Here is a 24,803-nt window from a genome sequence, read left to right on the forward strand (position 1 = left end):
ACAGGCGCTTTTTATTTACGTTTTAGTTAACCGTTAGAAAAGATGTAGACCAATCTTCGGAAGATTAGGCAAGCAATGCGTAGTATCTGGTCACAAGTTGGTATGAACTTGCCTTTTAGAAAACGCTAATAAAATCGCTAAACAGCTACATGCTAATAGAACGACACCTAAGTTTTGTGCTGTTCCAGCCATCGCTAATCCCGTCCCGATCATGATGTAGTACATGAGCCCAAATAAAGCGCCTGCGCTGCCAACCTGTTGTTTATAATTAACGAGTGCATCACTGAGTATGTTGGGTATCGCAATCCCATAAGACATGACGACTAACACCATTGGAGCAACAAACCAGATTGATTGGTTCAGAATCAACACACCGACTGATCCAACGCTAATCAATATTGCTGAGAACCAAAGTAGCTGGCTTTTTCGAACATTTTTGGACACTAGGGATTTGTTTAAATAACTTCCAAGCAGAGTGCCTAACCCCAGTACCATGCCACTGTATCCAAATTGTTCGGAGTTATACCCAAGTGCTGAGAAAGTAAATGCGCCAAGCTGGTAATAAGAAAATAGAGCAATGTTATACAAAGCAACCAGTAATCCTGAGCGCCAAATTCGCGCGTCTCTTACCATTTTCCAGCTAAGTTGATGCAACCGTACTGGTGTCTGTTCCTTCTGTGTTTCAGGAAGCTTAATAACGTTAAAAGAGAGCAATACTAACGCGATTAAAAACAAGGCAAAAAACACATAACGGTATCCACCAAGCGCTGTAAGCTGCCCGCCTAATAGCATGCCAACTACCGGGCTGATTGATATACCCATCCCCATTAAGCTAAAGACTTTACTCAGTTCTTGACCGTCAAACGCGTCACGAAGCATGGTCTGTGTGACAACGGATCCTACCGCGATACCAAATGCGCTTAGGGCTCGCGCGGTCATGACAACAGCAAAGCTTTCGGTTTGAGTTGCGAGTAAAGATGCGCAACCATAGATAAAGAGCCCAATAAGCATGGTGGGCCTTCTTCCCAGTTTATCTGCGAGAACTCCCCAAACTACAACGCCAATGGCAAAAGCTAGGAAGTAAATCGACAATGTTTGGGCTGCTTGTGCGTGGTTTACATCAAATGAAAGAGCGATTGAGCTCAGCGCTGGGCTATAAATAGTTTCTACAATTTGCGGAAACATCAACATAACCAGCATGAGCCATAAGGAGGGCTTAGTATTCATATTGTTACCCATCGTTAATGAAGTTGGCGGGCAGTATAAATGAGGCTATGATTGATCTAATAACAACATAAAAACCAAATACATCAACATTCGGACAAAATGGCGCTTATTAACGAAAAAACACAATTTGATGCAGACAAAATTTCTAATTGTGTAGTGGGAATTGCTGCGGATATTGGCAAGCACGAGTCAGGTATACATATGCACAAGAAAGGGCAGTTATTGTACGCACCTCAAGGTTGTATGAGTTTTGCTCTGGAAGACTCGATTTGTATTTTGCCACCGACAAAGGCGGTTTGGATCCCACCTAATACGCCGCATCGCGCACTACTGACGAATGTGGTGGCGTATCGATCTTTGTATTTTGATTGTGAGGAGTTTGCCTGTCCGAGTAAGATCACGATGATAGAAGTGAATAATTTACTCCAAGCTCTTATTGATAAAATGTCATTTTGGGAGTGGGATAAGCCTAGCAGCGAGATGGTAAATACGACGGCGCTTTTTTGGGAGGAGTTTTATGCTGCGAAACGTTATTCGTTTCAGTTGCCTTTGCCATCGCATCGGCGCTTAACAACGTTTCGTCGAGAGTTGGTTGAACCTTCATTTCTGGCTCCTTCGCTTACTACTCTTGCAAGCAAAGTTGGGGCAAGCACCAAGACGGTAACACGATTATTTAAGTCGGAAACGGGCATGAATTATCAAGATTGGCGGCAACAGTGGAGGCTTTTAAAAGCAGTTGAATTGTTATCAACGGGAATGCCAGTCAGCGCAGTTGCCGATTGGCTGGAGTTTTCGTCAGACAGTGCTTTTATTGCATTTTTCAAAAAGCAAACTGGACAAACACCTCTGACGTTTATGAAAACCAAGCCTTAAGCGTCAAAATGCTCACACTCTTTCTAGAACAAACCCCAGGTTCGCAGGCTCAGCCTATAAAACATACATAGACAGGTACCAACGTGCAGGTTACTTGTCTTTACTCTGCAGTTTGCGAAAGTATTGCGTGGTAAAATCAACAAAGGCTCGGATGCGTTTTGGTTGATGTCGGTCGTGATGATAAAGGAGTGAAAATTCCACACTCGGAATGCTCCAGTCGGTAAACACTTCTTTTAGCTTGCCTGTCTGGAGTTCTTGTTGGCAATAAAGTGTTGGCACACGGATGATGCCATTTCCCGCCAAGGCTGCTTTTATCATTACTCTGCCGCTCTTACATCGTAACTGTCCACGTATCTGGTGTTCCGTTGACTGCTTTGTATTCGTGTTCTCAAATGCCCACCGTGTCACACTACCTGTCAAACAAACGTGTTTTTCTAAGTCCTTTGGATGCGAAGGATAGCCATATGTTTCTAAATAGTTTGGGCTTGCGTATGTCCCCATTTCCACATCGATCAGTTTGCGAGCGATAAAGTTGGAGTCGTCTAACTTTCCCATTCGAAAAGCGATATCGAATTCATCCGCGATTAAATCGACACGATGGCTACTAAAATCTAAGTTAATGCTCACTTGTGGGTGTTGGATTAGAAATTGAGCAACGATATCTGCGACAACGTCTTCTCCTAAATAGCCCCCCACACAGTTGATACGAATGTCACCTCTTAAGTCTTCTACATCATCAACCACTGCCATAACAGCTTGATCAATATTGTGAAGGGCAGTTTCACACTGTTTATACAGAACCTTGCCTGCTTCGGTGAGGTTCAGTGTTCGAGTGGTCCTTTGTAGCAAAGTGACACCAATCTGTTGCTCCAGATTTGTTATTTGACGTGAAACGTGTGAGCGAGAAACGCCAAGTTGCTCTGCTGCTTTCGTGAAGTTTCCTAGTTGAGCGATTAGGACGAAAGAGCGAATATCCGCAAGGTTGATGTGTGTTTGCATGATGACTTCTTCATAATTCAAAAAAGTATTGTTGCAGTATAACAACAGTGTTTCAACTAGGTCGGTATATATCAACAAACAAAGTTTTCTTAAACTTACCGCCACTGATGTAAACCGTTCGATTAAGGATTCAAAATGAAAAAGTTAATTGTTATTACAGGCGCTAGTTCAGGCATTGGTGAAGCGATTGCACGTCACTTCAGTGACCAGGGCCATGCTCTTCTTTTGTTAGCAAGACGTGTAGAACGTTTGGAAGCATTAAACTTACCAAATACGCTTTGTGAAAAGGTAGATGTGACCGACAAAGCTTCTTTCGAGGCTGCAATAGAGAAAGCTGAAGCGTTGTATGGTCCGGTAGATGCACTTGTAAATAACGCAGGCGTTATGCTTCTCGGTCAGATAGATACTCAGGAAGCATCGGAGTGGAAGCGCATGTTTGATGTGAACGTAATTGGCTTGCTCAATGGCATGCAGTCCGTCCTAGCACCTATGAAAGCACGTAACAGTGGTACGATCATTAACATCAGCTCTATTGCGGGCAAGAAAACATTCCCTGATCATGCTGCTTATTGCGGTACCAAATTTGCGGTTCATGCTATTTCTGAAAACGTACGTGAAGAAGTTGCGTCATCGAATGTTCGCGTTACCACGATTGCACCTGGTGCAGTGGAAACGGAATTACTTTCACATACAACGTCTCAAGATATTAAAGATGGTTATGACGCCTGGAAGGTGGATATGGGCGGTGTGTTGGCCGCAGATGACATCGCACGCGCAGTGCTGTTTGCTTATCAGCAACCGCAAGGTGTATGTGTTCGTGAAATTGCTTTGGCACCGACAAAACAACAACCTTAACATTGAGTTACGGCGATTTTAGGTCACTAAAGCCGTAAAACTTTGCATATCGATTCGTGATTGAGATGGCATCTTTAAACTAAGTTGCGTGAAAATTTAGGTCATCCATTTAAATCCGGACACTAAGTGTGTTATTGCTTATACCCAAGTTACTCAAGGTGAGAAAAAACTTTGAGTAATTTGGGTTTTTATTTGGTCTCAACTTTAGGTAGCGGAATTTATTTAGGTCGAAGGCGATAGTTGTGAAGAAAGGAGAGTGTGACGTAAAACAAAATGAAGCAATATCCGTCTCTTAATGAGAATTGATTTCATCAACGTCACAAGCCGTTACAATTATCCGTTAGGTATTATACTTTGTGGGTGGTTAATATTTAACCAAACAAGGAGGTGTGTATGAAACGATTCGCAAACATACTTTTTGCAACACAAGGATTGCCAGGCCATAGTGACGCCCTCGAACAAGCGATGAGGATTGCATCTAGCAACAAAGTGCCTGTCTCAGGGCTAATAGCGTGTCCTGATTTCCCAACAGACATGATCCAGTATCAGCAAAGTTATGAGCAATCGCTGCAAGACTCCCTCAAACAAAGTATTCACGAATATAGACAGAAGCTGGGACTCTCTGAAGAGGATCTCGCATTTCCTCTTACTGTGAAAAGCAGTGAAAAGCCCGCTGTCTGTATTATTCAAGAAGCATTAGCTGATAACAAAGATCTCATCATCAAAGAAGCTGAACCGCTCGGTGAAGGTGCTGAGGGTTTCAAAGCTATTGATATGACTCTGTTACGAAAATGCCCTTGTCCGCTTTGGTTGCACCGACCAATTGATAAGCCAAGAGATAAACGCCGTGTTGCTGTGGCTATCGACCCATTAACGGCAAGCGATGAACAGCACTCATTAGCCGTGCGCTTACTCGAATTATCGCGTTCGATAGCCGACACCTGCGATAGTCGTTTACACGTGATTTCTTGCTGGGAGTATTACTTAGAAAACTACCTTAATGGTAACGCTTGGATTCAAGTCGATGATGCTGAGTTGAAACATGAACTCGATAAGGCAAAAGCCGATCATAAACAAGCTCTGCAACAGCTGTTGGAGGAGTCTGGGATTACAGGTGAAATTGTGATTCACCACCTTCATGGAAAACCCGACGAAAAGATTCCAGATTACGTAGAAAGTATTGAGGTAGACGTGTTGGTCATGGGTACCTTAGCGAGGACTGGTATATCTGGTTATGTCATTGGTAATACGGCTGAAAATATTTTGCAATCGATTAACTGTAGTTTGGTCGCTCTTAAGCCCGATGGTTTTGTCTCACCGATTCAGTAATTGGGGTGTAACAAAGTTGGGTTTAAGTGATGTTTTAGGTAAAGGAGGGAGATGGATCTCTAGAACATGGAATTATCAATGTATCAATAAGTTATCAGAGGAGAGTGACATGAAAAACCTATGCCCGAAATGCCACACAGAAATGATAGAACGTTCGAATGTTTATGTTTGTCCGAGAAATGATATCGGTGACTGCACCTACGATGCATTCGAGTTAGCTGATGACGATAATCCATATACATTCAGCCAAGAACACGTAAGTAGTGACCTACGTTCTTATGCCGTAGCAGACAGCAAATAGCGGTTTGTATCGGCGTTCCTCTAAGTAGCACTCAGTGATTACTGTTTGCTACTTTTCCCTTGGTTTCATGATCGTTTTTGAAGCGCTTGGGCTAAAACAATACAGTGGAGTTTGTCATTTGCGCCGAATAGCGCGTACCTTCTTATAATAACGAATGGGCTGCGATGTTGAATAACATAACGGGTAAAGAAAACCTGCCGAAAAACCTAGATAATCAGTTGGTCTTACTGATTTTCCCTGCGCTGCCAGTTTTAATCTTCTCTTTTCTCTTCTATATCTATACTCCTGCAGGCGTGAGCTGGAATGCGGAATGGATACCAAGCCTCGATATCAACCTTAGCTTTAGATTAGATGGTCTTTCATTTCTTTTTGCGGGACTGATCAGTGGGATTGGCGCACTGATTCAAATCTACGCGTTGGCTTATTTACGAGAAAGTGATAGCCGGTTTTCCTTTCATTTGTATCTAACCCTATTCATGCTTGCCATGCTAGGGATTGTGATGAGCGATAACATTCTGTTGTTATTTGTTTTCTGGGAACTCACCACCATCACTTCTTACTTACTGATCGGGTTTAATCACGAAAATAAAACGTCTCGGAAAAACGCCTTGCAGTCGCTGATTGTTACCGGTGCTGGTGGGCTAGCGTTGCTAGCTGGTCTTATCTTGCTGGGAGCAATGGCAGGGAGTTATGAGCTAAATACCATTATCGAGCAGGCAGACACTATTGCGCAGCATGAATGGTTTATCCCATCTCTAGTGCTCATACTACTCGGTGCATTTACTAAATCTGCGCAATTCCCGTTTCATTTTTGGCTACCTAACGCGATGGCAGCTCCCACTCCGGTCAGTGCGTATTTACACTCGGCAACAATGGTAAAGGCAGGCATTTACCTATTAGCACGTTTATCGCCAGTTTATGCCCACAGCGAGATCTGGTTTTATGCTTTAGTCATCACTGGGAGTATCACGGCCATTTGGTGCACATTTGTCGCATTAAAACAAACTGACTTGAAGCTGATGCTAGCCTACAGCACGAATGTTGCTTTGGGTAAATTAACATTATTACTAGGTATGGGCACAGATTTGGCCGTTAGTGCAGTATTGATGTTTATTCTCGCTCACTCTTTCTATAAAGCTGCGCTGTTTATGGTGGTGGGTAATATCGACAAAGCGACAGGAACACGAGATATTGATCAATTGTACGGTCTGAAGTCAGTTCTCGTCATCAGCATGGTTGCGGGGAGTTTAGCTGCATTGTCTAAAGCGGGGTTCCCGCCGTTGTTAGGCTTTTTGAGCAAAGAATACATGTACAAGTCCGCAGTAGAGCTCAATAACTGGATCGCCTTTGTACTATTAATCGTGAATATACTGATGGTCGCGCTAACCATTATGCTTATTGCGAGACCATTCTTTGCTCGCCGTGATGTCGTGCCGATTGAAACTAAGCCAGTTGAGACAAAAAAAGCCATGTGGATCTCGCCTTTGCTCCTGGCTCTTGGCAGTCTCCTAGTCCCGTTATTCGGTTTAAATTGGTTAGATCGCAATATTATTTTTCCGGGCTCTGCTGACATTCTGCCCACAGTAGCTCTTAAAGCGACATCATTATGGCATGGCGTGAATGTACCGTTAGTGTTAAGCGTTATTACGCTAGCGTTGGGGTATGTGGTGTACCGTGTTTATCCTACTGTGTCTGCATTTTTTCAGCGGTTACATCTATTCGTCCCCAAAGCGGAGAATATTTTTGAACGACTATTAGATGGCATGATGACAGTGGCGAAGTGGCAAACGGCGCGGTTACAGCAAAAGAAATTGAGTCGCTATGTCCTATTATTTTTCACGGTACTTGCCGTTGCGTTACTGAGTCAGGTAGCGCTTATTCCTCTGCCTTTGGTTGGCGAACTTTCAAGTGTCACTTTCTATGAGATTGGTATTGCCTTATTGTTGATTGGTGCTGCGCTCGTATGTACGTTGTCCCACGCAAGACTTCTTGCGATTTCTGCGCTTGGTATGATTGGCTTCATGACTACGCTTGTTTTTATGATTTATAGCGCCCCGGACGTTGCGAAGACTTTACTGTTAGTGGAAACATTAATGGTGGTCTTTCTTGCATTGTTAATGCGTCATATGCCACGTCTAACCACCGTGCCCAAGCATTCAATAAAACGTAAAGTAGCGAATATTTGCATAGCAGGTGTGATAGGTGTTTCGGTTACTTTACTTTTGTTAGGAATCACGTCTCAGCCGATGGACTCTTCGGTGTCAGATTTCTTTGCAGAAAACAGTGTCCCGGGTGGACATGGGCGAAACATTGTTAACGTTATTCTGGTCGACTTTCGCGCATTTGATACATTGGGAGAAGTTGTCGTCGTTGTTATTGCTGGGATTGCGGCAGTGAGTTTGCTTAAGACAAGAGCGAAAAAGCAAAATCGTATCCAATCATTAATTTTTGCAACCACGGCACACATCGTTTCGGCACTCATGCTCGTATTTTCAGTGTATCTGTTGTTACGTGGTCATAACGAACCGGGTGGTGGCTTTATTGGTGCGTTGATTGCCGTTATTGGTTTATCACTTCTCATGTTCGCGGAATCACCGAAATACGTTCGTTCTAGGTTGTATTTCAAACCGTTTCTCATTGCGTTATCTGGCATCGCATTGAGCTTAGTTTCTGGTGCTTTGAGCTTTGCGTTTGATAAACCGTTTTTGACCGGACTGTGGTGGAAAGACGTGATACCACTAGGGACGCCATTGGTTTTTGATGTTGGTGTTTACCTTGCCGTTATAGGTGGCGTGATGGGTATGCTGCTTCGTATTAATGAGGAGCTAGAGTGATGGAAATAGTCTGGAGTGTTGTCGTTGGAGTATTTGTCGCAGCAGGTGTTTATTTAATGCTTGAAAAGCATATCTTGCGCCTTTTGTTCGGCATCATGTTACTCAGTAGTGCGGTTAACCTTGCTATTTTTACCGCTGGGAGGCTGACGCCCGGAGAACCGCCATTGATTGGCGATAATGCTCTTTTACCACCAGATAGCGCGGCAAATCCTTTACCTCAAGCGCTTATCTTAACTGCGATAGTCATCGGTTTTGGACTACTTATTTTTGCTTTAATGCTGTTCTATCGAGCTTATAAAGACACTGGAACTGCAAACGTCGATGAAATGCAACGTTCTGAGGAGGGTCAATGAGTTCGATTTTGCTTACGTTACCGGTTGTTCTCTCGCTGAGTACGGCGTTGACTATCTTCTTCGTCCGTCGCTCAACAAAAAGTGTTGAGTGGTTGAGCGGTGTAAGTGCGATTTCGAACCTTTTCGTTGCGGGCTTTCTCACAGAAAACATCATAAGTAATGGTATTCAAGCCGTTGCTTTTGGTCAGTGGAGTGCGCCATTTGGTATCGTGTTTGTCGCAGATTACCTCAGCGTTGCTATGGTGATGATAACGGCGGTGATTGGTGCGATATGTGTTTTCTACGCGATGGCGGACCTTCACCGAAAGCCCTCCTATAGCAATTACCATGCGTTAATGCACGTGTTGCTTGCTGGCGTTTATGGTGCTTTCCTGACTGGAGATATTTTTAATCTGTATGTTTGGTTTGAGGTCATGCTCATTTCATCATTTGGTTTAATGGTGTTAGATGCAACGAAAACTCAAGTTGATGGTGCAGTAAAGTACGTGATGTTGAACCTGATTTCGACGCTGGTATTTTTGCTTGCTATCGGTTTATTGTATGGCGCAACGGGCACCTTGAACTTGGCCGATCTCTACACCAAAGTAGGGGAAAATGAATTGAGCATCAACATGATGCTGTCCGCGCTATTTTTGTTTGCCTTTTCTATTAAAGCGGCACTCTTTCCTTTATTTGCTTGGTTGCCAGCTTCTTATCACACGTTACCAAGCGGTGTGGTGGCACTGTTTGCCGCGTTGCTTACTAAAGTCGGTGTATACGCGTTGATAAGAGTCTTTACCTTGGTATTTCCGCTCGCCGAGAGTGGTTGGCAACCGACGTTAATTTGGGTCGCAGGGCTAACCATGTTAACGGGCGTTTTAGGAGCGGCTAGCCAATTCGACATTAAGAAAATTCTTTCTTTTCATATTATTAGCCAAATAGGTTATATGATCATGGGGTTGGCTATTTACACTCCCTTAGCTTTAGCCGGTGCCATTTTCTACATTGTTCATCACATCATTGTAAAAGCGAATTTGTTCTTAATAGGTGGATTCATCGAGCGCAAATATGGCTCTAGTCAACTTGAACATTTGGGTGGGGTATACAGAGCTATGCCTTGGTTAGCGTTCTTGTTTCTTGTCCCTGCGTTTTCTCTGGCCGGTTTCCCACCGCTATCGGGTTTCTGGGGAAAGCTATTGGTCATCAAGTCGAGCATACAGGCTGAGTATTACTGGTTAGCAGGTACCGCGTTATTGGTGGGGTTGCTTACTGTCTACTCGATGACGAAAATTTGGAGTGAGGCATTTTGGAAAAAGCCATTTAGAGAGAAGCCAGAACAGACTCTGCAGGCCAAAGTACATTGGTTGTACTGCGTTCCAATTATTGTATTGACAACGTTGACGCTAATCATTGGCTTAGTGGCGGAGCCTTTTTATCAATTTTCCGTTCAAGCTGCAGAACAACTGTTAAATCCGACTGAATACATCAGAGTGGTGTTAGGAGGAAATGCATGATCTATCTATTCCTCAATTTTTTCTTAGCGTTAGCGTGGATGATGCTTAACGGCAGCTATTCGAGTCTGAATTTTGTTGTCGGATTTACGGTCGGTTTTTTTGCTTTAAGGTTGAGTCAACCATTTGGATTGAAAACGAGCTATTTTCAACGTTTTGCATCTGCATTGAAGTTATTGATGTACTTCGCTTATGAAATGGTTATATCGGTTGCGAAAGTGGTGTGGGACGTTGTGACACCTACTCATTTGAGTCAGCCTGATATCGTTTATGTCCCTCTGGAGGTCGATTCTGATCTAGAAATCACATTACTGGCGAACATGGTTTCTTTAACACCGGGCACGCTTAGTTTGGATGTTACGGCTGATAAAAAGTATCTTATCGTTCATGCCATGTTTGCACCTGAACATGAAGAGGTTATTCGCGGAATTAAAGATGGGTTAGAGCATCGAATTTTGGAGGTGACGCGTGGATAGTTGGCTGCAAATAACGGTCACTTTTGCCTATTCTGGGCTACTACTCAGCTTTGTTATGGCTTTTGCTCGTTTAATTCTAGGACCAACGCTAGCTGATCGAGTTGTGGCGTTAGATCTGATTTCATTTATCACTATCGGATTTATTACGGTTTACACCTTAGACAGCGGTGAGGACGCTCTGTTAGACATCGCCATTACATTAGGTTTGGTCGCATTTCTCGGCACGATCGCATTTGCACGTTTGATCGTTAAAAGAAAGGAGAAAGAATAATGGACGTGTTGATTGGACTATTTTTATGCTTAGGAACATTGTTGACCTTGGTTGCAAGTCTAGGTGTCCTGAGGCTTCCTGATTTGTATACCCGAATGCATGCAGCGACCAAAGCTGGAACTGTCGGAGTGAGCTGCTTGTTATTAGCGGTCGCTTTCTCACTCCCTGAAGTTACCGTGATCTCTCGGGTTATCGGTACGATGTTGTTTATCGTTCTCACTGCGCCAGTCGCCTCCCACCTGCTCGGCAGAGCAATGCGAGAGGTCGGATATAAGATTTGGCGCAATGATTAACCATTAGCGTCGAATAGTACTACGTCCTAGTTGAAATAAACTCGAAGCTGTATTGATGAAGTCGGAAGTAATTGACGGTATATTCAAATGCACGACCATCTTCTAGGTAACCAGTGGACTCAACTTTTAGAATAGGGGAAGCTTCTGATTCATTCAGGTATGAGGCCGTCTCTGCATCTAACAAATACGGTTTGACAGACTGACTGCTTTTCGCAATTTTCAATCCTTTGCTATTTTCAATGTACTCATATTTAGAACCATTCATTATGGCTATGCTCAAGTCTGGAAATAACACTGCTGGCATATGAGTGACTTCGTAAATTTCAGGCTCATCATTAATACATCTGAGTCTATGTATTTCATATGTATCATCATTGGGCGAGAGATTTAACTGCTTAGCAACCTGTTCATTCGGTTTTTTAAGTTCGAACTTTATGACTTGAGAGCTAGGCGTTTTCCCCTGTTTACTGACTTCCTCGATAAAACCCAGCAAATGTAAGGCATCATGTTGGGCTTTTAGATCGTTTACATAAGTTCCACTACCTCTTGTCCGACTAATTAAATTATTGTCGACCAGAATTTGTAAGCTTTTTCTGATGGTTACGCGGCTTACGGAAAACTCTTCTTGCAAATTACTCTCTTTTGGAAGCATCGATTTAGGTTGTAGTTCCCCATCTTTGATCTTTTTTTCTAATCGTTCCGCAATGTCTATGTATTTGGGTTTCATAATACCTCGCTAAGTCTTGGATCATGATAGCAAGAATGTGATCTGAGATGTAGTTAATACTTTTCCTTAGGATCTTTGTGTGATTTTTATCTCGTATCTTTGTGCTTACACTTTAAATGTATCATAAAAGTATTAATACTTATTTTATACATTTTCAGGATAAACATTTGAGGTAGCGAAATGAAACGTCAAAAATTAACGATTGTTGGTGCTGGCAGTACATACACACTTGGTATGATGAACAGCCTTATTGCCGAAAAAGATAACTTTCCACTCGCAAAAGTCGTGTTTTACGACATAGATGAGAAACGCCAAGAATCGAATGCATTAGCTACTGAAATTCTATTGCGAGAACACTATCCAGAAGTTGAAGAGTTTGTTTATACAACGGATAAATCTGTCGCATTCGCAGATTCGGACTTTTTCTTTATCCAGATCCGCACTGGTGGGTTGGCCATGCGCGAGCGCGATGAACAAATCCCGCTATCCAACTCTTGTGTTGGGCAAGAGACATGTGGCGCGGGAGGAATGGCATATGGACTTCGCTCTATCGGCGACATGATCCAGCTAGTGAACGAGATCCGACAAACGTGTCCAGATGCGTGGATTCTTAATTACACCAACCCGGCGGCAATTGTCGCTGAAGCTTTAAATCGTGAATTTCCGCATGATAAGCGAATTCTAAATATCTGTGATATGCCAGCAGCGATTATGGTCAGCTATGCGCAATTGTTAGGATGTGAAATTTGGGACTTCGTTCCTGAATATTTTGGGCTTAATCACTATGGCTGGTTTACCAAAATTCGTAACAAACAGGGTGAAGACTTAACGGACAAAATTAAAAATATCATCCTAAAAGAAGGGATCAGTGCGGTTGATGCGGAAATAGCGGATGACCCATCGTGGCAAGCCACATTCAAAAACATGAGAACAATGCTTGCTGATAATCCAGAGTTTTTGCCGAATACGTATCTTCAGTACTATTTGTACCCTGAAAAAATGGTGGCGAAAGAGGATATCAACAATACCCGCGCAAGGCAGGTAATTAACGGCCGTGAGAAACGAGTGTTCGAATTGAACGCAAGAATAATTGAAGCGGGCACCACGAAGCACGAAACACTGCATGCCGATATCCATGGTCGATACATGGTGAGAGTTGCGGCTTCGCTTGCCTACAACTTGAGCGATGTGTATCTCGTCATCGTACCGAATAATGGTGCTATTACAAATTTACAAAATGACGCCATGGTAGAAGTTCCAGCTGCGCTAACTAGTGATGGACCGAAAGCTTTTACTGTAGGAAAAATCCCAACCTTCCAAAAAGCCATGATTGAGAGCCAACTTGGTTACGAGAAATTAGTTGTGGATGCTTGGTACGAAGGAAGTCAGCAAAAGCTGATTAATGCACTCACACTTAACCGTACCGTGGTTAATGTGCCAAAAGCTAAAGAAATAACAAAACAATTACTAGAAGAAAATAAAGCCTACCTTCCTCAATTTTTTCAATAACAACTGGACGTTCGGGGCCTACTTGTAGGCTCCGTGAATGAAACAAGAGGTTTATATGAAAGACATTATTCAAAGGTTCGGAGCCGCGATGTTTGTTCCCGTTCTATTATTTCCAGCAGCGGGCATGTTATTGGGTTTCTCTGTTGTGCTGTTAAATCAAGAAGTGTTTCCTTGGGCACTAGAGGGGAGTGCTTGGGTTAAAGTCTCGACGATCATTTTACAGGCATCTCTCGCTGTATTTAAAAATATGGCACTTATTTTTGCCGTTGGGTTACCTATCGCTTTAGCTAAAAAAGCATCTGGTCGCGCTGTACTTGCAACACTCGTTTCCTACATTACGTTTAACTACGTTATTGGTGGAATCCTTCAATTTTGGGGACCAGAACTGGGCGTGAACTATACGGAAGGTGAGCGAGGTTTGACTGAAGTTGGTGGCATTCTAACGCTTGATACCAACTTACTAGGTGCCATTTTAATTGCAAGTCTCTCTGTTTGGGTTCACAACCGATTCTTTGATAAAAAGCTACCGGATTGGGCGGCTGTATTTGGCGGAACGCCATTGGTTGTGATCATTAGTTTCCCCATTATGGTCGTGATGGCAATTCTAACTTGTTTGACTTGGCCAAGTATTCAGCATGGTATTAACAATCTGCAATCATTTTTGGTTTCTGCTGGATCGTTAGGGGTATGGCTATTTACGTTTTTAGAGCGAATCATGATACCAACGGGGTTGCATCATTTCGTATATGGTCCCGTTTTTTATGGGCCAGTTGCAGTCGATGGCGGAACGGTTGCCTATTGGATTCAAAATATACAGACATTCGCCCAGAGCTCGGAAAGTTTAACGACACAATTTCCTCAGGGTGGTTTGATGTTGACGGGAATGGGTAAAGTGTTTGGTTGTACGGGTATCGCACTAGCACTCTATTCAGTTGCGAAAAAAGAAAATAAAAAGATGGTGATGGGGTTAGTGCTCGGAGCCGCAATCACAGCAATTCTTACAGGGATAACCGAACCAATAGAGTTTACATTCTTATTTATCGCACCTGCGCTGTTTGCTTTGCATGCGTTGTTATCTGCGACAATGGCAACGATCGCCTTTATGTTTGGTGTTTCCGGTAACTTTCAGACTGGCTTGATAGACTTCATTTTCCAAAACTGGTTGCCTTTGGCTGGTAACCATGCAGGAACATACGTGATTCAGATTATTATTGGTCTCATGTTTACTGGTGTTTACTTTGTTACGTTTCGCGCGCTTATTTTAAAATACAACATACTTACTCCGGGACGTGAAGGTGCAGATAGTAAGTTGTATTCCAAAGCTGACTACAAAGAAGCGAAAGCGGTCCATAACAGTAGCGCAAGTCCGTCACAAGCTAGTGCCTTTATTGAAGGTCTGGGTGGAAAAGAAAACATTGAATTGTTAACTAATTGCGCGACGCGTTTGCGTGTTAAAGTTAAAGATGTCTCTCTTGTAAAGGAGAACGCATTTTTCACACAGCACGGAGCGGTGAATATTGTTAGAAATCAAGAGAGCCTTCAAATCATCGTTGGTTTAACGGTGCCACAAGTTCGCGAAGATATGAGCCAACTGATAAAAGCTTAACCCCCAAACTAATGCTCCAGCTCATATGGCTCAAAGGTGAGATAGAATTATCTCACCTTTTTTGTGTACATGAAGCATATTTCGCGCAGTTTCCACGAAAGTGGGGAGGAGTTATTGAGCGAGCTAAAAATACAGTTAGGTTATACCCGTCTGTATTGTTGGAAGACTTGTTGAGTCTCTAAGTGACAGTGGCGTCACTTTCTATGTTGAAAAGCGTTTTAATTTCTTCCAGCACTTCTGGGTTAGCAATAGCACCAATGTTTTTTACAGCTTGTCCGTTTACCAATTGTTTCACTGCTAGCTCAACCAATTTGCCTGAGCGCGTTTTAGGAATATCACTGATAGCAAAAATTTGTCGTGGGACATGGCGCGGTGAACATTTTGTTTTCAATGTTTGGCGAATTGAATCGGTGAGTTGTTGGGTTAACTCGACGTTGTGAGCGAGTTTTACTAGTAACCAGATTTCTTCAGACTGCTGGTTTAACTTGCCGACAGCGATGGAGTCTTCAACCTCGGGTAACGCGTTCACTTTCTGATAGATTTCAGCGGTACCGATGCGTACGCCGCCTGGATTTAAGGTTGCGTCACTACGGCCATAAAAAATAAAGCCGCCATGTTCGGTTTGCATCACATCGTCGCCATGGTGCCAGATATCGGTAAACTTGCTCCAATAAGCGTTGTGATAAAGTTCGCCGTTGTCGTGCCAGAAGCCAATAGGGAAGTTAGGTAGCGAGTTATTACAAGTCAGTTCGCCGCGTTTTTGCGTAATAGTATGTCCATCATCCTCTAGAGCACGTGCGTCGATTCCCAGCCCTGCGCCTTGGCATTCACCTTTGTAAACTGGTGAGATAGGGTTTCCCAGTACAAAGCATCCGCAAATATCCGTGCCGCCAGCGATAGAAGCGAGATGCAAGTCCTGCTTGATGTGCTGATAGACATAACTAAATTGTTCTGGGTAAAGCACCGAACCAGTTGAGCAAAGAGTTTTGAGTGACTTCAGGTTATGTTCTAGTTTTGGAGAGCAGTTTGCCTGTTCCAGTGCTTCTAAGTATTTCGCTGAAGTACCAAACAGCGACACGTTATGTTCTTCTGCTAATCGCCATAAGACGGAGTGATCAGGATAAACCGGACTACCGTCGTAAATCACTAAGGTTGCTCCACTCGCAAGAGCGGAAACATGCCAGTTCCACATCATCCAACCACATGTTGTGTAGTAGAAAACCTTGTCTTGCGATTTGATGTCGCAATGCAGTTGATGTTCTTTGAGGTGATTGAGCAAGGTACCGCCTGCGGAATGGACAATACACTTAGGTTGACCTGTTGTACCAGAAGAATACAAAATGAATAACGGGTCATTAAACAGCATTGGTTGATATTGAATTGATTGTGGAGAAAAGTGGTGAGTAATATCGGACCAAGAGACAAAGTCAGAAGTGGTAGCTCTCTTAGCGTTTTGTAAATATTCGATTTGGCATACGCTAATAGTAGTCTCTTCGGAGGCACTGCTTAACTTACTACTAAGAGTGGTGTTCTTGTCCGTCATATCGAAAGCTTTGCCTCCGAACTGGTAGCCATCACAGCAAAAAAGAACTTTCGGCTTAACCTGACCAAAACGCTCTACGACGCTATCGATACCAAAATCAGGAGAGGTTGAAGTCCAAATAGCGCCAAGGCTTGTAGTAGCCAACATGGCTATAACGGTTTCAGGAAGGTAGGGCAAATAACCCGCAACGACATCGCCTTTACCGACACCACAATTGAGTAGCCATTGTTGAATGGCAGAAACTTGTTCAAGCAACTGTTTACCGGTGAGTTGTCGGTGTTCACCGCTTTCATTGCTAAAAACAATAAACTCACGCTCTGGTGATTGCTCAGCCTGAGATAGGAGGTTCTCTGCGTAGTTCAGCGTGGCGTCAGCAAACCATACTGTGTCTCTATTTACATGGTGATGATTAGAACCTGTTTGTGTCCATTTGGGACTGCCAAGGCTCTTGATTTGCGAACCTATATCTCCGATTACGTTGCAAAACTGCCAAGTATGTCGCCAAAATTCATCATTGTGCTCAATGGACCACTGGTGTAGAGACGTGTAATTGTTGATTACGGTACCTTCGGCTTTGTCTTTATTAACCTTTTCGATGAACCGTAATAAGTTGCTATTGCTGACGCGCTCAGCAGATGGTGACCAAATAGGTGCAGAATTTGGCATAGGTCCCTCTAATTTCAATTCTTTTGAATATGACCAAAAACAAAATAAAGGGGCGAACATAGCGGTGTTCGCCCCTTATCTGATCGTTTAAAGTTGTTCGGCAAGCTGAGGTAGTACCTCAAATAAATCACCAACCAATCCATAGTCGGCAACTTCAAAGATAGGAGATTCTGGATCTTTGTTGATCGCGACAATCACTTTGGATTCCTTCATTCCTGCAAGATGCTGGATGGCACCGGAAATCCCAACCGCTATATAAAGCTTAGGTGCAACGATTTTACCGGTTTGACCCACTTGTAAGTCGTTGGCAACAAACCCGGCATCAACTGCCGCGCGAGAAGCGCCAATGGCAGCACCTAGTTTATCGGCAACTTGTTCGATCAACGCGAAGTTCTCTTTGCTACCGACCCCGCGTCCACCTGACACAACCACCTCTGCCGCGCTTAATTCAGGACGTTCTGACACGGTTTTATCGACAGAAACCAATTCAACCATTGGAGCTGAGATAGTGACCTGCTGATGCTTAATATCAGCTTGGTTGTGACAAGTAACCGGCTCAAACGCAGACGCGCGCACGGTGATGACGCGAACCTTGTCGCTGGTGGTCACTTTGGCAAATGCGTTTCCTGCGTAAATAGGGCGGATAAAAGTGTTTTCATCGATAACTTGGACAATATCGGAAATTTGCCCAACGCCGAACTTCGCTGCTACTCGCGGTGCAAGATCTTTCCCTTTTGATGATGAGCTAGCCCAGATTGCGTCAAAACCTTCAGCAACACTCACTACAATAGGTGCGATACTCTCGGCAAATTGATGCTTAAGTTGCTCATCATCGACACAAATTACGTTTGATATACCATCAACGCGACAAGCTTGTTGAGCGACTTCTTCACACTGGTGGCCCACTACGATCAAAACATTGTCTTGGCTGACTTGTTTTGCTGCATTAACCACTTTGAGTGTGTCAGCATGCAATTGGTTATTGTCATGCTCTGCTATGATTAAGTTCTTCATGAAATCACCTTCGCTTCGTTACGCAGCTTATCGAGAAGCTCTGAGACAGATTCAACCTTGATGCCACCTTTTCTTTGCGCTGGCGGTGTGATTTCTTGAATGGTTTGGCTAAATACCACTTCAACACCCAGACTGTCAGGTGTGATGGTATCTAACGGCTTGCGCTTAGCTTTCATGATATTAGGCAAAGAGGCAAAACGCGGTTCATTCAGGCGTAAGTCAGTACTGATCACCGCAGGTAAGTTCATCGCGACCGTCATCAAGCCGCCGTCCACTTCTCTCACGACCTGAACTTTTTGATCTTCTATCTTCACGTCGGAAGCGAAAGTTGCTTGAGGCCAGTCAAGTAGGGCGGCCAGCATCTGAGCCACTTGGTTGTTGTCCGTATCAATGGATTGTTTACCCGTAATCACAAGCTGTGCTTGTTCTTGCTCAACCAGAGCTTTGAGCAGCTTAGCGACGACCAATGGCTCTATTTTGTCTTCAGTATCGATATGAATAGCGCGATCGGCACCTAACGCAAGCGCAGTACGTAGTTGCTCCTGACACTGGCTACCGCCGGCACTGACAACGATGACTTCATCTGCAATACCTTGCTCCTTTAGTCGTACGGCTTCTTCAACGGCTATTTCGCAAAATGGATTAATCGTCATCTTGACGTTATTGGTTTCAACATCGCTATGGTCCGCTTTCACGCGAACTTTAACGTAGGGATCAATGACCCTTTTGATTGGCACTAGTATTTTCACGTTAGATTCCTTTTACAGTGAAGACTATGTGTTTACAGTGAAGACGATGTGATGACGTCTTTAAAATGATGTTAATTTACCTTTACGTTTGCGTCAACTTTAAATATATTGTTGATTAACAAGTTGGCAACATGCAAAGAAAAAGGAATGCAATCATGGAAAGAGACTGCATGGAATTTGATGTTCTGATTGTAGGCGCAGGTCCCGCAGGCTTGTCTGCGGCATGCCGAATCAAACAATTAGCAGCAGAAAAAGAACAAGACCTCTCTGTTTGCGTGGTAGAAAAAGGCTCTGAAGTTGGAGCGCATATTTTATCGGGTGCGGTGTTTGAAACGCGAAGTTTGGATGAGCTTTTTCCCGACTGGCAAGAGAAAGGCGCTCCGCTCAATACCAAAGTAAACCAAGATAAAACCTACTATCTAGGCAATGACATCAATGGTCATGAACTGCCTTCTTGGGCGGTGCCTAATACGTTACATAACAAAGGTAATTACATCATAAGTTTGGGCAGTCTATGCCGATGGATGGCGTTGCAGGCTGAGAACTTGGGGGTGGAGATCTACCCAGGTTTTACCGCCAGTCAAGCGATCATCGATGAAGATAGTCGTGTTTGTGGCGTGATCACGGGCGATATGGGGTTAGACAAAAATGGTGAACAAAAAGGAAATTTCGAACCTGGTATTGAACTGCGAGCGAAGTTTACTTTATTTGCTGAAGGCGCACGGGGGCATATTGGTAAGCAGTTGATTAACCGATTTAATCTTGCTGAAGAGAAAACGCCTCAACATTACGCTATCGGTTTTAAAGAGCTGTGGGAAATCCCATCAGAGCAGCATCAGCAAGGTTTAGTAGTGCACGGATTAGGTTGGCCGCTATCAAATGAAGCTACAGGTGGCAGTTATCTCTACCATTTAGAGGGAAACCAAGTTGCCGTCGGGTTGATTGTTGACTTGAATTATAAGAATCCGCACTTGAGTCCATTTGATGAGTTTCAACGTTTTAAACACCACCCGTTGATTGAGCAATACCTCAAAAATGGGAAGCGTATTAGCTATGGCGCAAGGGCGATCACCAAGGGTGGCTTTCATTCGCTTCCCACTCAGCAATTTGCTGGTGGTTTATTAATTGGATGCGATGCAGGAACACTTAACGGCGCTAAAATCAAAGGCACACACACGGCAATAAAATCTGGCATGCTTGCCGCTGAAGCAGTATGTGAAGCCCTTGAGAGTCAGTCAGTTACTGCTGATTATCAAAAGCATTTCAAACAGTCTTGGCTGTATGAAGAGCTTTATCAAGCACGTAACTTCTCAAGTGGCATTCACCGCTTTGGATCGTGGCTGGGCGGTGGTTTAGCGCTGCTGGAACATAACGTATTAAAAGGCAAAGCTAAGTGGCATATCCGCTGTGATAAGCCTGATCATCAGTCTCTGTTATTGGCGGAAAGCAGCAATGAAATTGTCTATCCGAAGCCTGATGGCGTGTTAAGTTTCGATCGCCTCTCTTCTGTTTATCTATCCAATATCTTCCATGAGGAAGATCAACCATGCCACTTACGACTGGAGAACCAGCGGATCCCTATTGAGCAGAACCTTGAATTATATGCAGAGCCAGCACAGCGCTATTGTCCGGCTGGCGTGTATGAAATCGTACAGGGGGAGCAGCAGCCAGAGCTGCAAATAAATGCGGCCAACTGTATCCACTGTAAGACCTGCGACATCAAAGATCCAAGTCAAAATATTACCTGGACTCCGCCAGAAGGTGGTGGTGGTCCGAACTATCCAAATATGTAAGCGTTTGAGAATAATTTTTATTAACAATTTATTTACTTAAAGTTTGCGTTAGTTCAAATCTTTCTCGATGAACTCGATTGCAACTTAATCTTTCAGGCACTATTCTGATTTTAAATTGACGTTTACGTAAACTGAATACAAAGTTGATGCATAGGTATAAAAGCGGTTACCAGTATCAAAGTTAGGTTTGATCAAATAGTGCTCAATGGAACGCACTTAAAATAACGAAAGGGAGATCAACTATGGTATCGGAATCGCCTCTGTTGCAGGTAAACGATATTTCATTGGCTTTTGGTGGGGTGAAAGCTTTAACTGACGTGAGCTTCCATGTGAATGAAAAGGAAATTTTTTCAATCATTGGCCCAAACGGTGCAGGTAAAACCTCAATGCTCAATTGCATCTCTGGTCGATACACACCAAACAAAGGCTCTGTAATCTTCGCTGGAGATGATGTAACTAAACGGACACCTAGCCAACGAGCTGAGTTAGGGTTGGGAAGAACCTTCCAAAACTTAGCGCTCTTTTCTCACATGTCGGTACTGGACAACATCATGGTTGGCCGACACCACCTACTAAAAAACAACTTCGTCACGGGGCCACTCTATTGGTTCTCCAATGCGCAGAAAGAAGAGATGGCGCACCGCAAATATGTGGAAGACGTGATCGATTTTCTAGAAATCCAGCACATCCGAAAAGCGACTGCAGGCACCCTATCTTACGGCTTACGTAAGCGTGTAGAGCTTGCTCGTGCCATTGCCTTAAAACCTAAGTTACTGCTGCTTGATGAACCAATGGCAGGTATGAACTTGGAAGAAAAGGAAGACATGGCACGTTACATCATGGATCTGAATGAAGAATTAGATATCACGATCATCATGATTGAGCACGACATGGGCGTGGTCATGGACATCTCTAATCGCGTTTTGGTTTTGGATTTCGGTAAACACATTGCTACGGGTGAGCCTGAAGAAGTGATGGCCAACCCACATGTGAAACAAGCGTACTTAGGCGAAGAGTTACCGACATTAGAGGAGAGTGCATAATGGCACAGCAACATAATGATTGGGCAGATATAACCCGCTTAGATACCTTTCCAAAAGTGTTGCAACACAATGCCAAGAACTGGCCCGAACAAGTCGCAATGCGTGAAAAGGAGTTTGGTATATGGCGAGAGTTCACTTGGAAGGATTATGAAAACCGCGTCAAGTGGATGGCACTGGCACTACGAGATTTGGGTATTGGTGAGCAAGATGTCGTTGGTTTGTTAGGTGATAACCGCCCGGAATGGGTATGGGGCGAGTTAGCGGCACATGCGATCAAAGGTTTCTCGCTGGGCATCTATCAAGATTCTATGCACGAAGAGGTGGCGTACCTTATCAACTATGCCAAAGCAAAAGTCGTGATTGCCGAAGATGAAGAGCAATGCGACAAGCTGCTTGAGCTTGGTGATGAAATTCCTAGCGTTGAATACATTATTTACTGCGATCCTCGTGGAATGCGTAAATACGATGATCCAAGATTGATTGATGTTGAACAGGTCTACAAAAAAGGTCAGCTGATTGATAAAGCGGACCCAGACAAATATCTCAATATGGTTGTTGAAACCAAAGGCAGCGATCTTTCAATTCTTTGTACAACGTCGGGTACGACTTCTAAACCAAAATTGGCTCAGCTACACAGTGGCACGTTCTTGGATCACTGTGCGGCTTACTTGCGTGCAGACCCTCGTTCCCCAGGCGACAACTACGTTTCTGTTCTGCCTTTGCCTTGGATTATGGAGCAGGTTTACGTGGTTGGTCAGGCGTTGATTTCTCGTCAAATCGTTAACTTTGTGGAAGAACAAGAAACCATGATGTCCGACTTGCGTGAAATCGGTCCAAACTTTGTGCTGTTAGCGCCACGTGTGTGGGAAAACATTGTGGCAGACGTGTCTGCACGAATGATGGATTCGACACCGTTTAAGCAAAAGATGTACAAACTGGGCATGAGCTTAGCCAACAAAGCGTTAGAGCAGGGCAAACGTTCTAAACTCGCCGAATGGATTCTTTTGCGTGCTTTGCGAGACCGTTTAGGCTTTTCGAACCTAACATCTGCTGCAACGGGCGGTGCGGCGATGGGGCCTGACACTTTCCGTTACCTACAAGCTATTGGTGTGCCACTTAAGCAGCTTTATGGTCAGACCGAAATGTGTGGCGCATACACCGTGCACCAAGCGGATGATGTGGATTACGATTCCGTTGGTGTTGCGTTTGATAATGCAGAAGTGAAAGTCATCAACCCGGACAGCAATGGCGTTGGTGAAATCATCGCGAAAAGTACAGGCATGTTTACTGGCTACTTAAACAACCAAGCAGCATATGATGAAGATGTTCAAGATGGTTGGATGCACACAGGCGATGCGGGTTATTTTAAAGATTCCGGTCACTTGGTGGTGATTGATCGTCTGAAAGATATGTCGGAAACCAGCCACGGCGACCGCTACTCTCCGCAGTTCATTGAAAACAAACTCAAGTTCTCGCCGTTTATTGCAGAAGCCGTGGTGGTAGGTAAAGGTCGACCTTGGCTGTCTGCCATCATCTGTATTCGCTATGCGATCGTCGCGAAGTGGGCAGAGCAACGCGGCTTGGCATTTACCAACTACACCAACTTATCTGCTCAACCAGAAGTGTACCAAGCGATTCGTGAAGAAGTTCAAAAAGTGAACGAATCCCTACCGGATGCACAGAAGATCAGCAAATTCATTCTACTTTACAAAGAGCTGGATGCCGACGATGGAGAGCTAACTCGCACACGTAAAGTACGCCGTGGTGTGGTTGCAGAGAAATACGGAGACATCATCGAAACCATCTACAGCGACGATCCAAAAGTCGATGTCGATACAGTGATCACTTATCAAGATGGCACCAAAACACGCATTCAAACGTCGCTAGTTATTGAAACGCTTATTGAGCATGAGCCAACACTAGTGGATAGCGAACAACGGAGGATCGCATAGTGAATACGGATTTATTACTGCAACTCGTCATTAATGGCGTGATCGTTGGCATGTTGTATGGCGTTGTCGCCATGTGCTTTGTATTGATTTACAAATCGACCCAGGTGGTCAACTTTGCTCAGGGTGAGTTCCTGTTGATTGGCGCATGGGTATGTTGGGCGGCATTGGTACACCTACAGTTACCGTTTTTTATAGGCTTTTTACTCACGCTCGCGTTCATGATGATTTTTGGTATCGCCGTGCAAACCATTGTGCTCAGACCGTTGATTGGTGAACCGATTATCTCTGTGATCATGGTGACCATTGGTCTATCGATGTTTTTCCAAGCGCTGATGAAGTGGATATTCGGTGTCTCTGCTGTGTCGTACCCGCAAGTGTTCGAAACCAACGTGGTGAATATCGGAGGTTTGAATGTTGAGTTTGCTTACATTCTGAGCTTGATCTTCTCAATGCTCATCATGGGCGCGTTCTACTGGTTCTTCAAATTCAGCAAAATGGGTCTGGCAATGCGCGCAACGGCATTCAACCAGCAAGTAGCCCAGAGTCTTGGCATTTCCATCAAGAAAGTGTTCGCCATCAGTTGGGCCATTTCGGCAATGGTATCTGCAACAGCAGGGATTGTTATCGGTATCGTTAACGGCGTATCTGACGCGCTATCCATTATTGGTATCAAAGTTTTCCCAGCCGTTATTTTAGGTGGCTTAGATTCGGTAGTCGGCGCAATTGTCGGTGGTATCACCATCGGGGTGCTAGAAAACTTGGCTGAGTTTTTTGATAGCCAATACCTGCAAGTGGGTAACTTGTACAACATCGCACCATTCTATGTGCTGTTAATCATTCTTGCCTTCAAGCCATATGGCCTGTTTGGTACCAAAGATATTGAGCGTATTTAAGGAGAAA

Annotated in this window: 22 protein-coding genes; 16 read left to right on the plus strand and 6 right to left on the minus strand. The window is 44.0% G+C overall.

Going from position 1 to position 24,803, the window contains the following annotated elements; genetic code table 11:
* Nucleotides 1-90 precede the first annotated feature (90 nt).
* A complete protein-coding gene (locus R7Z78_RS08815) occupies nucleotides 91-1,227 on the minus strand; it encodes a multidrug effflux MFS transporter (protein ID WP_104976192.1) in 1,137 nt (378 codons plus the stop codon).
* A 99-nt stretch (nucleotides 1,228-1,326) separates the two neighbouring features.
* Between R7Z78_RS08815 and R7Z78_RS08820 the strand changes: the two genes are divergently transcribed.
* The gene (locus R7Z78_RS08820) at nucleotides 1,327-2,100 is read left to right on the plus strand and encodes an AraC family transcriptional regulator (RefSeq protein ID WP_104976191.1); all 774 of its coding nucleotides are present in this window, start codon (nucleotides 1,327-1,329) and stop codon (nucleotides 2,098-2,100) included.
* A 90-nt stretch (nucleotides 2,101-2,190) separates the two neighbouring features.
* Here the strand turns inward: R7Z78_RS08820 and R7Z78_RS08825 are convergent, their stop codons facing one another.
* The gene (locus R7Z78_RS08825; RefSeq protein WP_053349221.1) at nucleotides 2,191-3,099 is read right to left on the minus strand and encodes a LysR family transcriptional regulator; all 909 of its coding nucleotides are present in this window, start codon (nucleotides 3,097-3,099) and stop codon (nucleotides 2,191-2,193) included.
* Between the two features lie 135 nt (nucleotides 3,100-3,234).
* On the opposite strand from R7Z78_RS08825, the gene R7Z78_RS08830 reads away from it, so the two are divergent.
* The 9 genes from R7Z78_RS08830 to mnhG all read left to right on the plus strand — a co-directional run bounded on the left by R7Z78_RS08830 (nucleotide 3,235) and on the right by mnhG (nucleotide 11,301).
* Nucleotides 3,235-3,954 carry an SDR family oxidoreductase gene (locus R7Z78_RS08830; protein ID WP_053307575.1) on the plus strand — a complete coding sequence of 240 codons (720 nt, stop codon included), beginning with the start codon at nucleotides 3,235-3,237 and terminating at the stop codon, nucleotides 3,952-3,954.
* Nucleotides 3,955-4,347: 393 nt separating this feature from the next.
* A complete protein-coding gene (locus R7Z78_RS08835; protein WP_005373330.1) occupies nucleotides 4,348-5,283 on the plus strand; it encodes a universal stress protein in 936 nt (311 codons plus the stop codon).
* 109 nt (nucleotides 5,284-5,392) lie between these two features.
* A complete protein-coding gene (locus tag R7Z78_RS08840; protein WP_005373328.1) occupies nucleotides 5,393-5,584 on the plus strand; it encodes a hypothetical protein in 192 nt (63 codons plus the stop codon).
* A 164-nt stretch (nucleotides 5,585-5,748) separates the two neighbouring features.
* Complete coding sequence (mbhE, locus tag R7Z78_RS08845) at nucleotides 5,749-8,418, plus strand: hydrogen gas-evolving membrane-bound hydrogenase subunit E (protein WP_104976190.1); 2,670 nt, start codon at nucleotides 5,749-5,751, stop codon at nucleotides 8,416-8,418.
* Nucleotides 8,418-8,771 carry a Na+/H+ antiporter subunit C gene (locus R7Z78_RS08850; RefSeq protein ID WP_017633704.1) on the plus strand — a complete coding sequence of 118 codons (354 nt, stop codon included), beginning with the start codon at nucleotides 8,418-8,420 and terminating at the stop codon, nucleotides 8,769-8,771. Before mbhE ends, R7Z78_RS08850 begins: the two co-directional genes overlap by 1 nt.
* Entirely contained in the window at nucleotides 8,768-10,264 is a 1,497-nt protein-coding gene (locus tag R7Z78_RS08855) for a Na+/H+ antiporter subunit D (RefSeq protein ID WP_104976189.1), read from the plus strand. Before R7Z78_RS08850 ends, R7Z78_RS08855 begins: the two co-directional genes overlap by 4 nt.
* Nucleotides 10,261-10,737, plus strand: a complete 477-nt coding sequence (locus R7Z78_RS08860) for a Na+/H+ antiporter subunit E (protein WP_104976188.1) — start codon at nucleotides 10,261-10,263, stop codon at nucleotides 10,735-10,737. Before R7Z78_RS08855 ends, R7Z78_RS08860 begins: the two co-directional genes overlap by 4 nt.
* A complete protein-coding gene (locus R7Z78_RS08865) occupies nucleotides 10,730-11,008 on the plus strand; it encodes a cation:proton antiporter (protein WP_005373317.1) in 279 nt (92 codons plus the stop codon). The genes R7Z78_RS08860 and R7Z78_RS08865 overlap by 8 nt, the downstream gene beginning before the upstream one ends.
* Nucleotides 11,008-11,301: a monovalent cation/H(+) antiporter subunit G gene (gene mnhG, locus R7Z78_RS08870; RefSeq protein WP_005373314.1), complete on the plus strand. Its 294-nt coding sequence runs from the start codon at nucleotides 11,008-11,010 to the stop codon at nucleotides 11,299-11,301. The genes R7Z78_RS08865 and mnhG overlap by 1 nt, the downstream gene beginning before the upstream one ends.
* A gap of 19 nt (nucleotides 11,302-11,320) precedes the next feature.
* Here mnhG and R7Z78_RS08875 read toward each other — a convergent pair whose 3' ends face one another.
* Complete coding sequence (locus tag R7Z78_RS08875; protein WP_104976187.1) at nucleotides 11,321-12,028, minus strand: GntR family transcriptional regulator; 708 nt, start codon at nucleotides 12,026-12,028, stop codon at nucleotides 11,321-11,323.
* Between the two features lie 180 nt (nucleotides 12,029-12,208).
* On the opposite strand from R7Z78_RS08875, the gene R7Z78_RS08880 reads away from it, so the two are divergent.
* Both R7Z78_RS08880 and R7Z78_RS08885 read left to right on the plus strand, forming a co-directional pair.
* Nucleotides 12,209-13,537, plus strand: coding sequence for a 6-phospho-alpha-glucosidase (locus R7Z78_RS08880; protein ID WP_005373308.1), 1,329 nt, complete (start codon nucleotides 12,209-12,211; stop codon nucleotides 13,535-13,537).
* A 55-nt stretch (nucleotides 13,538-13,592) separates the two neighbouring features.
* The gene (locus R7Z78_RS08885; RefSeq protein WP_017633701.1) at nucleotides 13,593-15,143 is read left to right on the plus strand and encodes an alpha-glucoside-specific PTS transporter subunit IIBC; all 1,551 of its coding nucleotides are present in this window, start codon (nucleotides 13,593-13,595) and stop codon (nucleotides 15,141-15,143) included.
* Between the two features lie 178 nt (nucleotides 15,144-15,321).
* Here R7Z78_RS08885 and R7Z78_RS08890 read toward each other — a convergent pair whose 3' ends face one another.
* The 3 genes from R7Z78_RS08890 to R7Z78_RS08900 form a co-directional block, all read right to left on the minus strand.
* Entirely contained in the window at nucleotides 15,322-17,352 is a 2,031-nt protein-coding gene (locus R7Z78_RS08890; protein ID WP_169644421.1) for an acetoacetate--CoA ligase, read from the minus strand.
* Nucleotides 17,353-17,439: 87 nt separating this feature from the next.
* Nucleotides 17,440-18,366, minus strand: a complete 927-nt coding sequence (locus R7Z78_RS08895) for an electron transfer flavoprotein subunit alpha/FixB family protein (protein ID WP_005373301.1) — start codon at nucleotides 18,364-18,366, stop codon at nucleotides 17,440-17,442.
* Complete coding sequence (locus R7Z78_RS08900; protein ID WP_005373300.1) at nucleotides 18,363-19,115, minus strand: electron transfer flavoprotein subunit beta/FixA family protein; 753 nt, start codon at nucleotides 19,113-19,115, stop codon at nucleotides 18,363-18,365. The genes R7Z78_RS08895 and R7Z78_RS08900 overlap by 4 nt, the downstream gene beginning before the upstream one ends.
* A gap of 155 nt (nucleotides 19,116-19,270) precedes the next feature.
* On the opposite strand from R7Z78_RS08900, the gene R7Z78_RS08905 reads away from it, so the two are divergent.
* From R7Z78_RS08905 to R7Z78_RS08920, 4 genes are all read left to right on the plus strand, one after another.
* On the plus strand, nucleotides 19,271-20,908 hold the full coding sequence (locus tag R7Z78_RS08905; protein WP_005373299.1) for an electron transfer flavoprotein-ubiquinone oxidoreductase: 1,638 nt from the start codon (nucleotides 19,271-19,273) through the stop codon (nucleotides 20,906-20,908).
* Nucleotides 20,909-21,150: 242 nt separating this feature from the next.
* On the plus strand, nucleotides 21,151-21,951 hold the full coding sequence (locus tag R7Z78_RS08910; protein WP_005373297.1) for an ABC transporter ATP-binding protein: 801 nt from the start codon (nucleotides 21,151-21,153) through the stop codon (nucleotides 21,949-21,951).
* Nucleotides 21,951-23,903: a long-chain fatty acid--CoA ligase gene (locus R7Z78_RS08915; RefSeq protein WP_005373296.1), complete on the plus strand. Its 1,953-nt coding sequence runs from the start codon at nucleotides 21,951-21,953 to the stop codon at nucleotides 23,901-23,903. The genes R7Z78_RS08910 and R7Z78_RS08915 overlap by 1 nt, the downstream gene beginning before the upstream one ends.
* Nucleotides 23,903-24,796: a branched-chain amino acid ABC transporter permease gene (locus R7Z78_RS08920; protein ID WP_005373295.1), complete on the plus strand. Its 894-nt coding sequence runs from the start codon at nucleotides 23,903-23,905 to the stop codon at nucleotides 24,794-24,796. Before R7Z78_RS08915 ends, R7Z78_RS08920 begins: the two co-directional genes overlap by 1 nt.
* Nucleotides 24,797-24,803 lie beyond the last annotated feature (7 nt).

The sequence above is a fragment of the Vibrio sp. 1167 genome (genome assembly GCF_033340375.1).
Taxonomy (GTDB): Bacteria; Pseudomonadota; Gammaproteobacteria; order Enterobacterales; family Vibrionaceae; genus Vibrio; species Vibrio alginolyticus.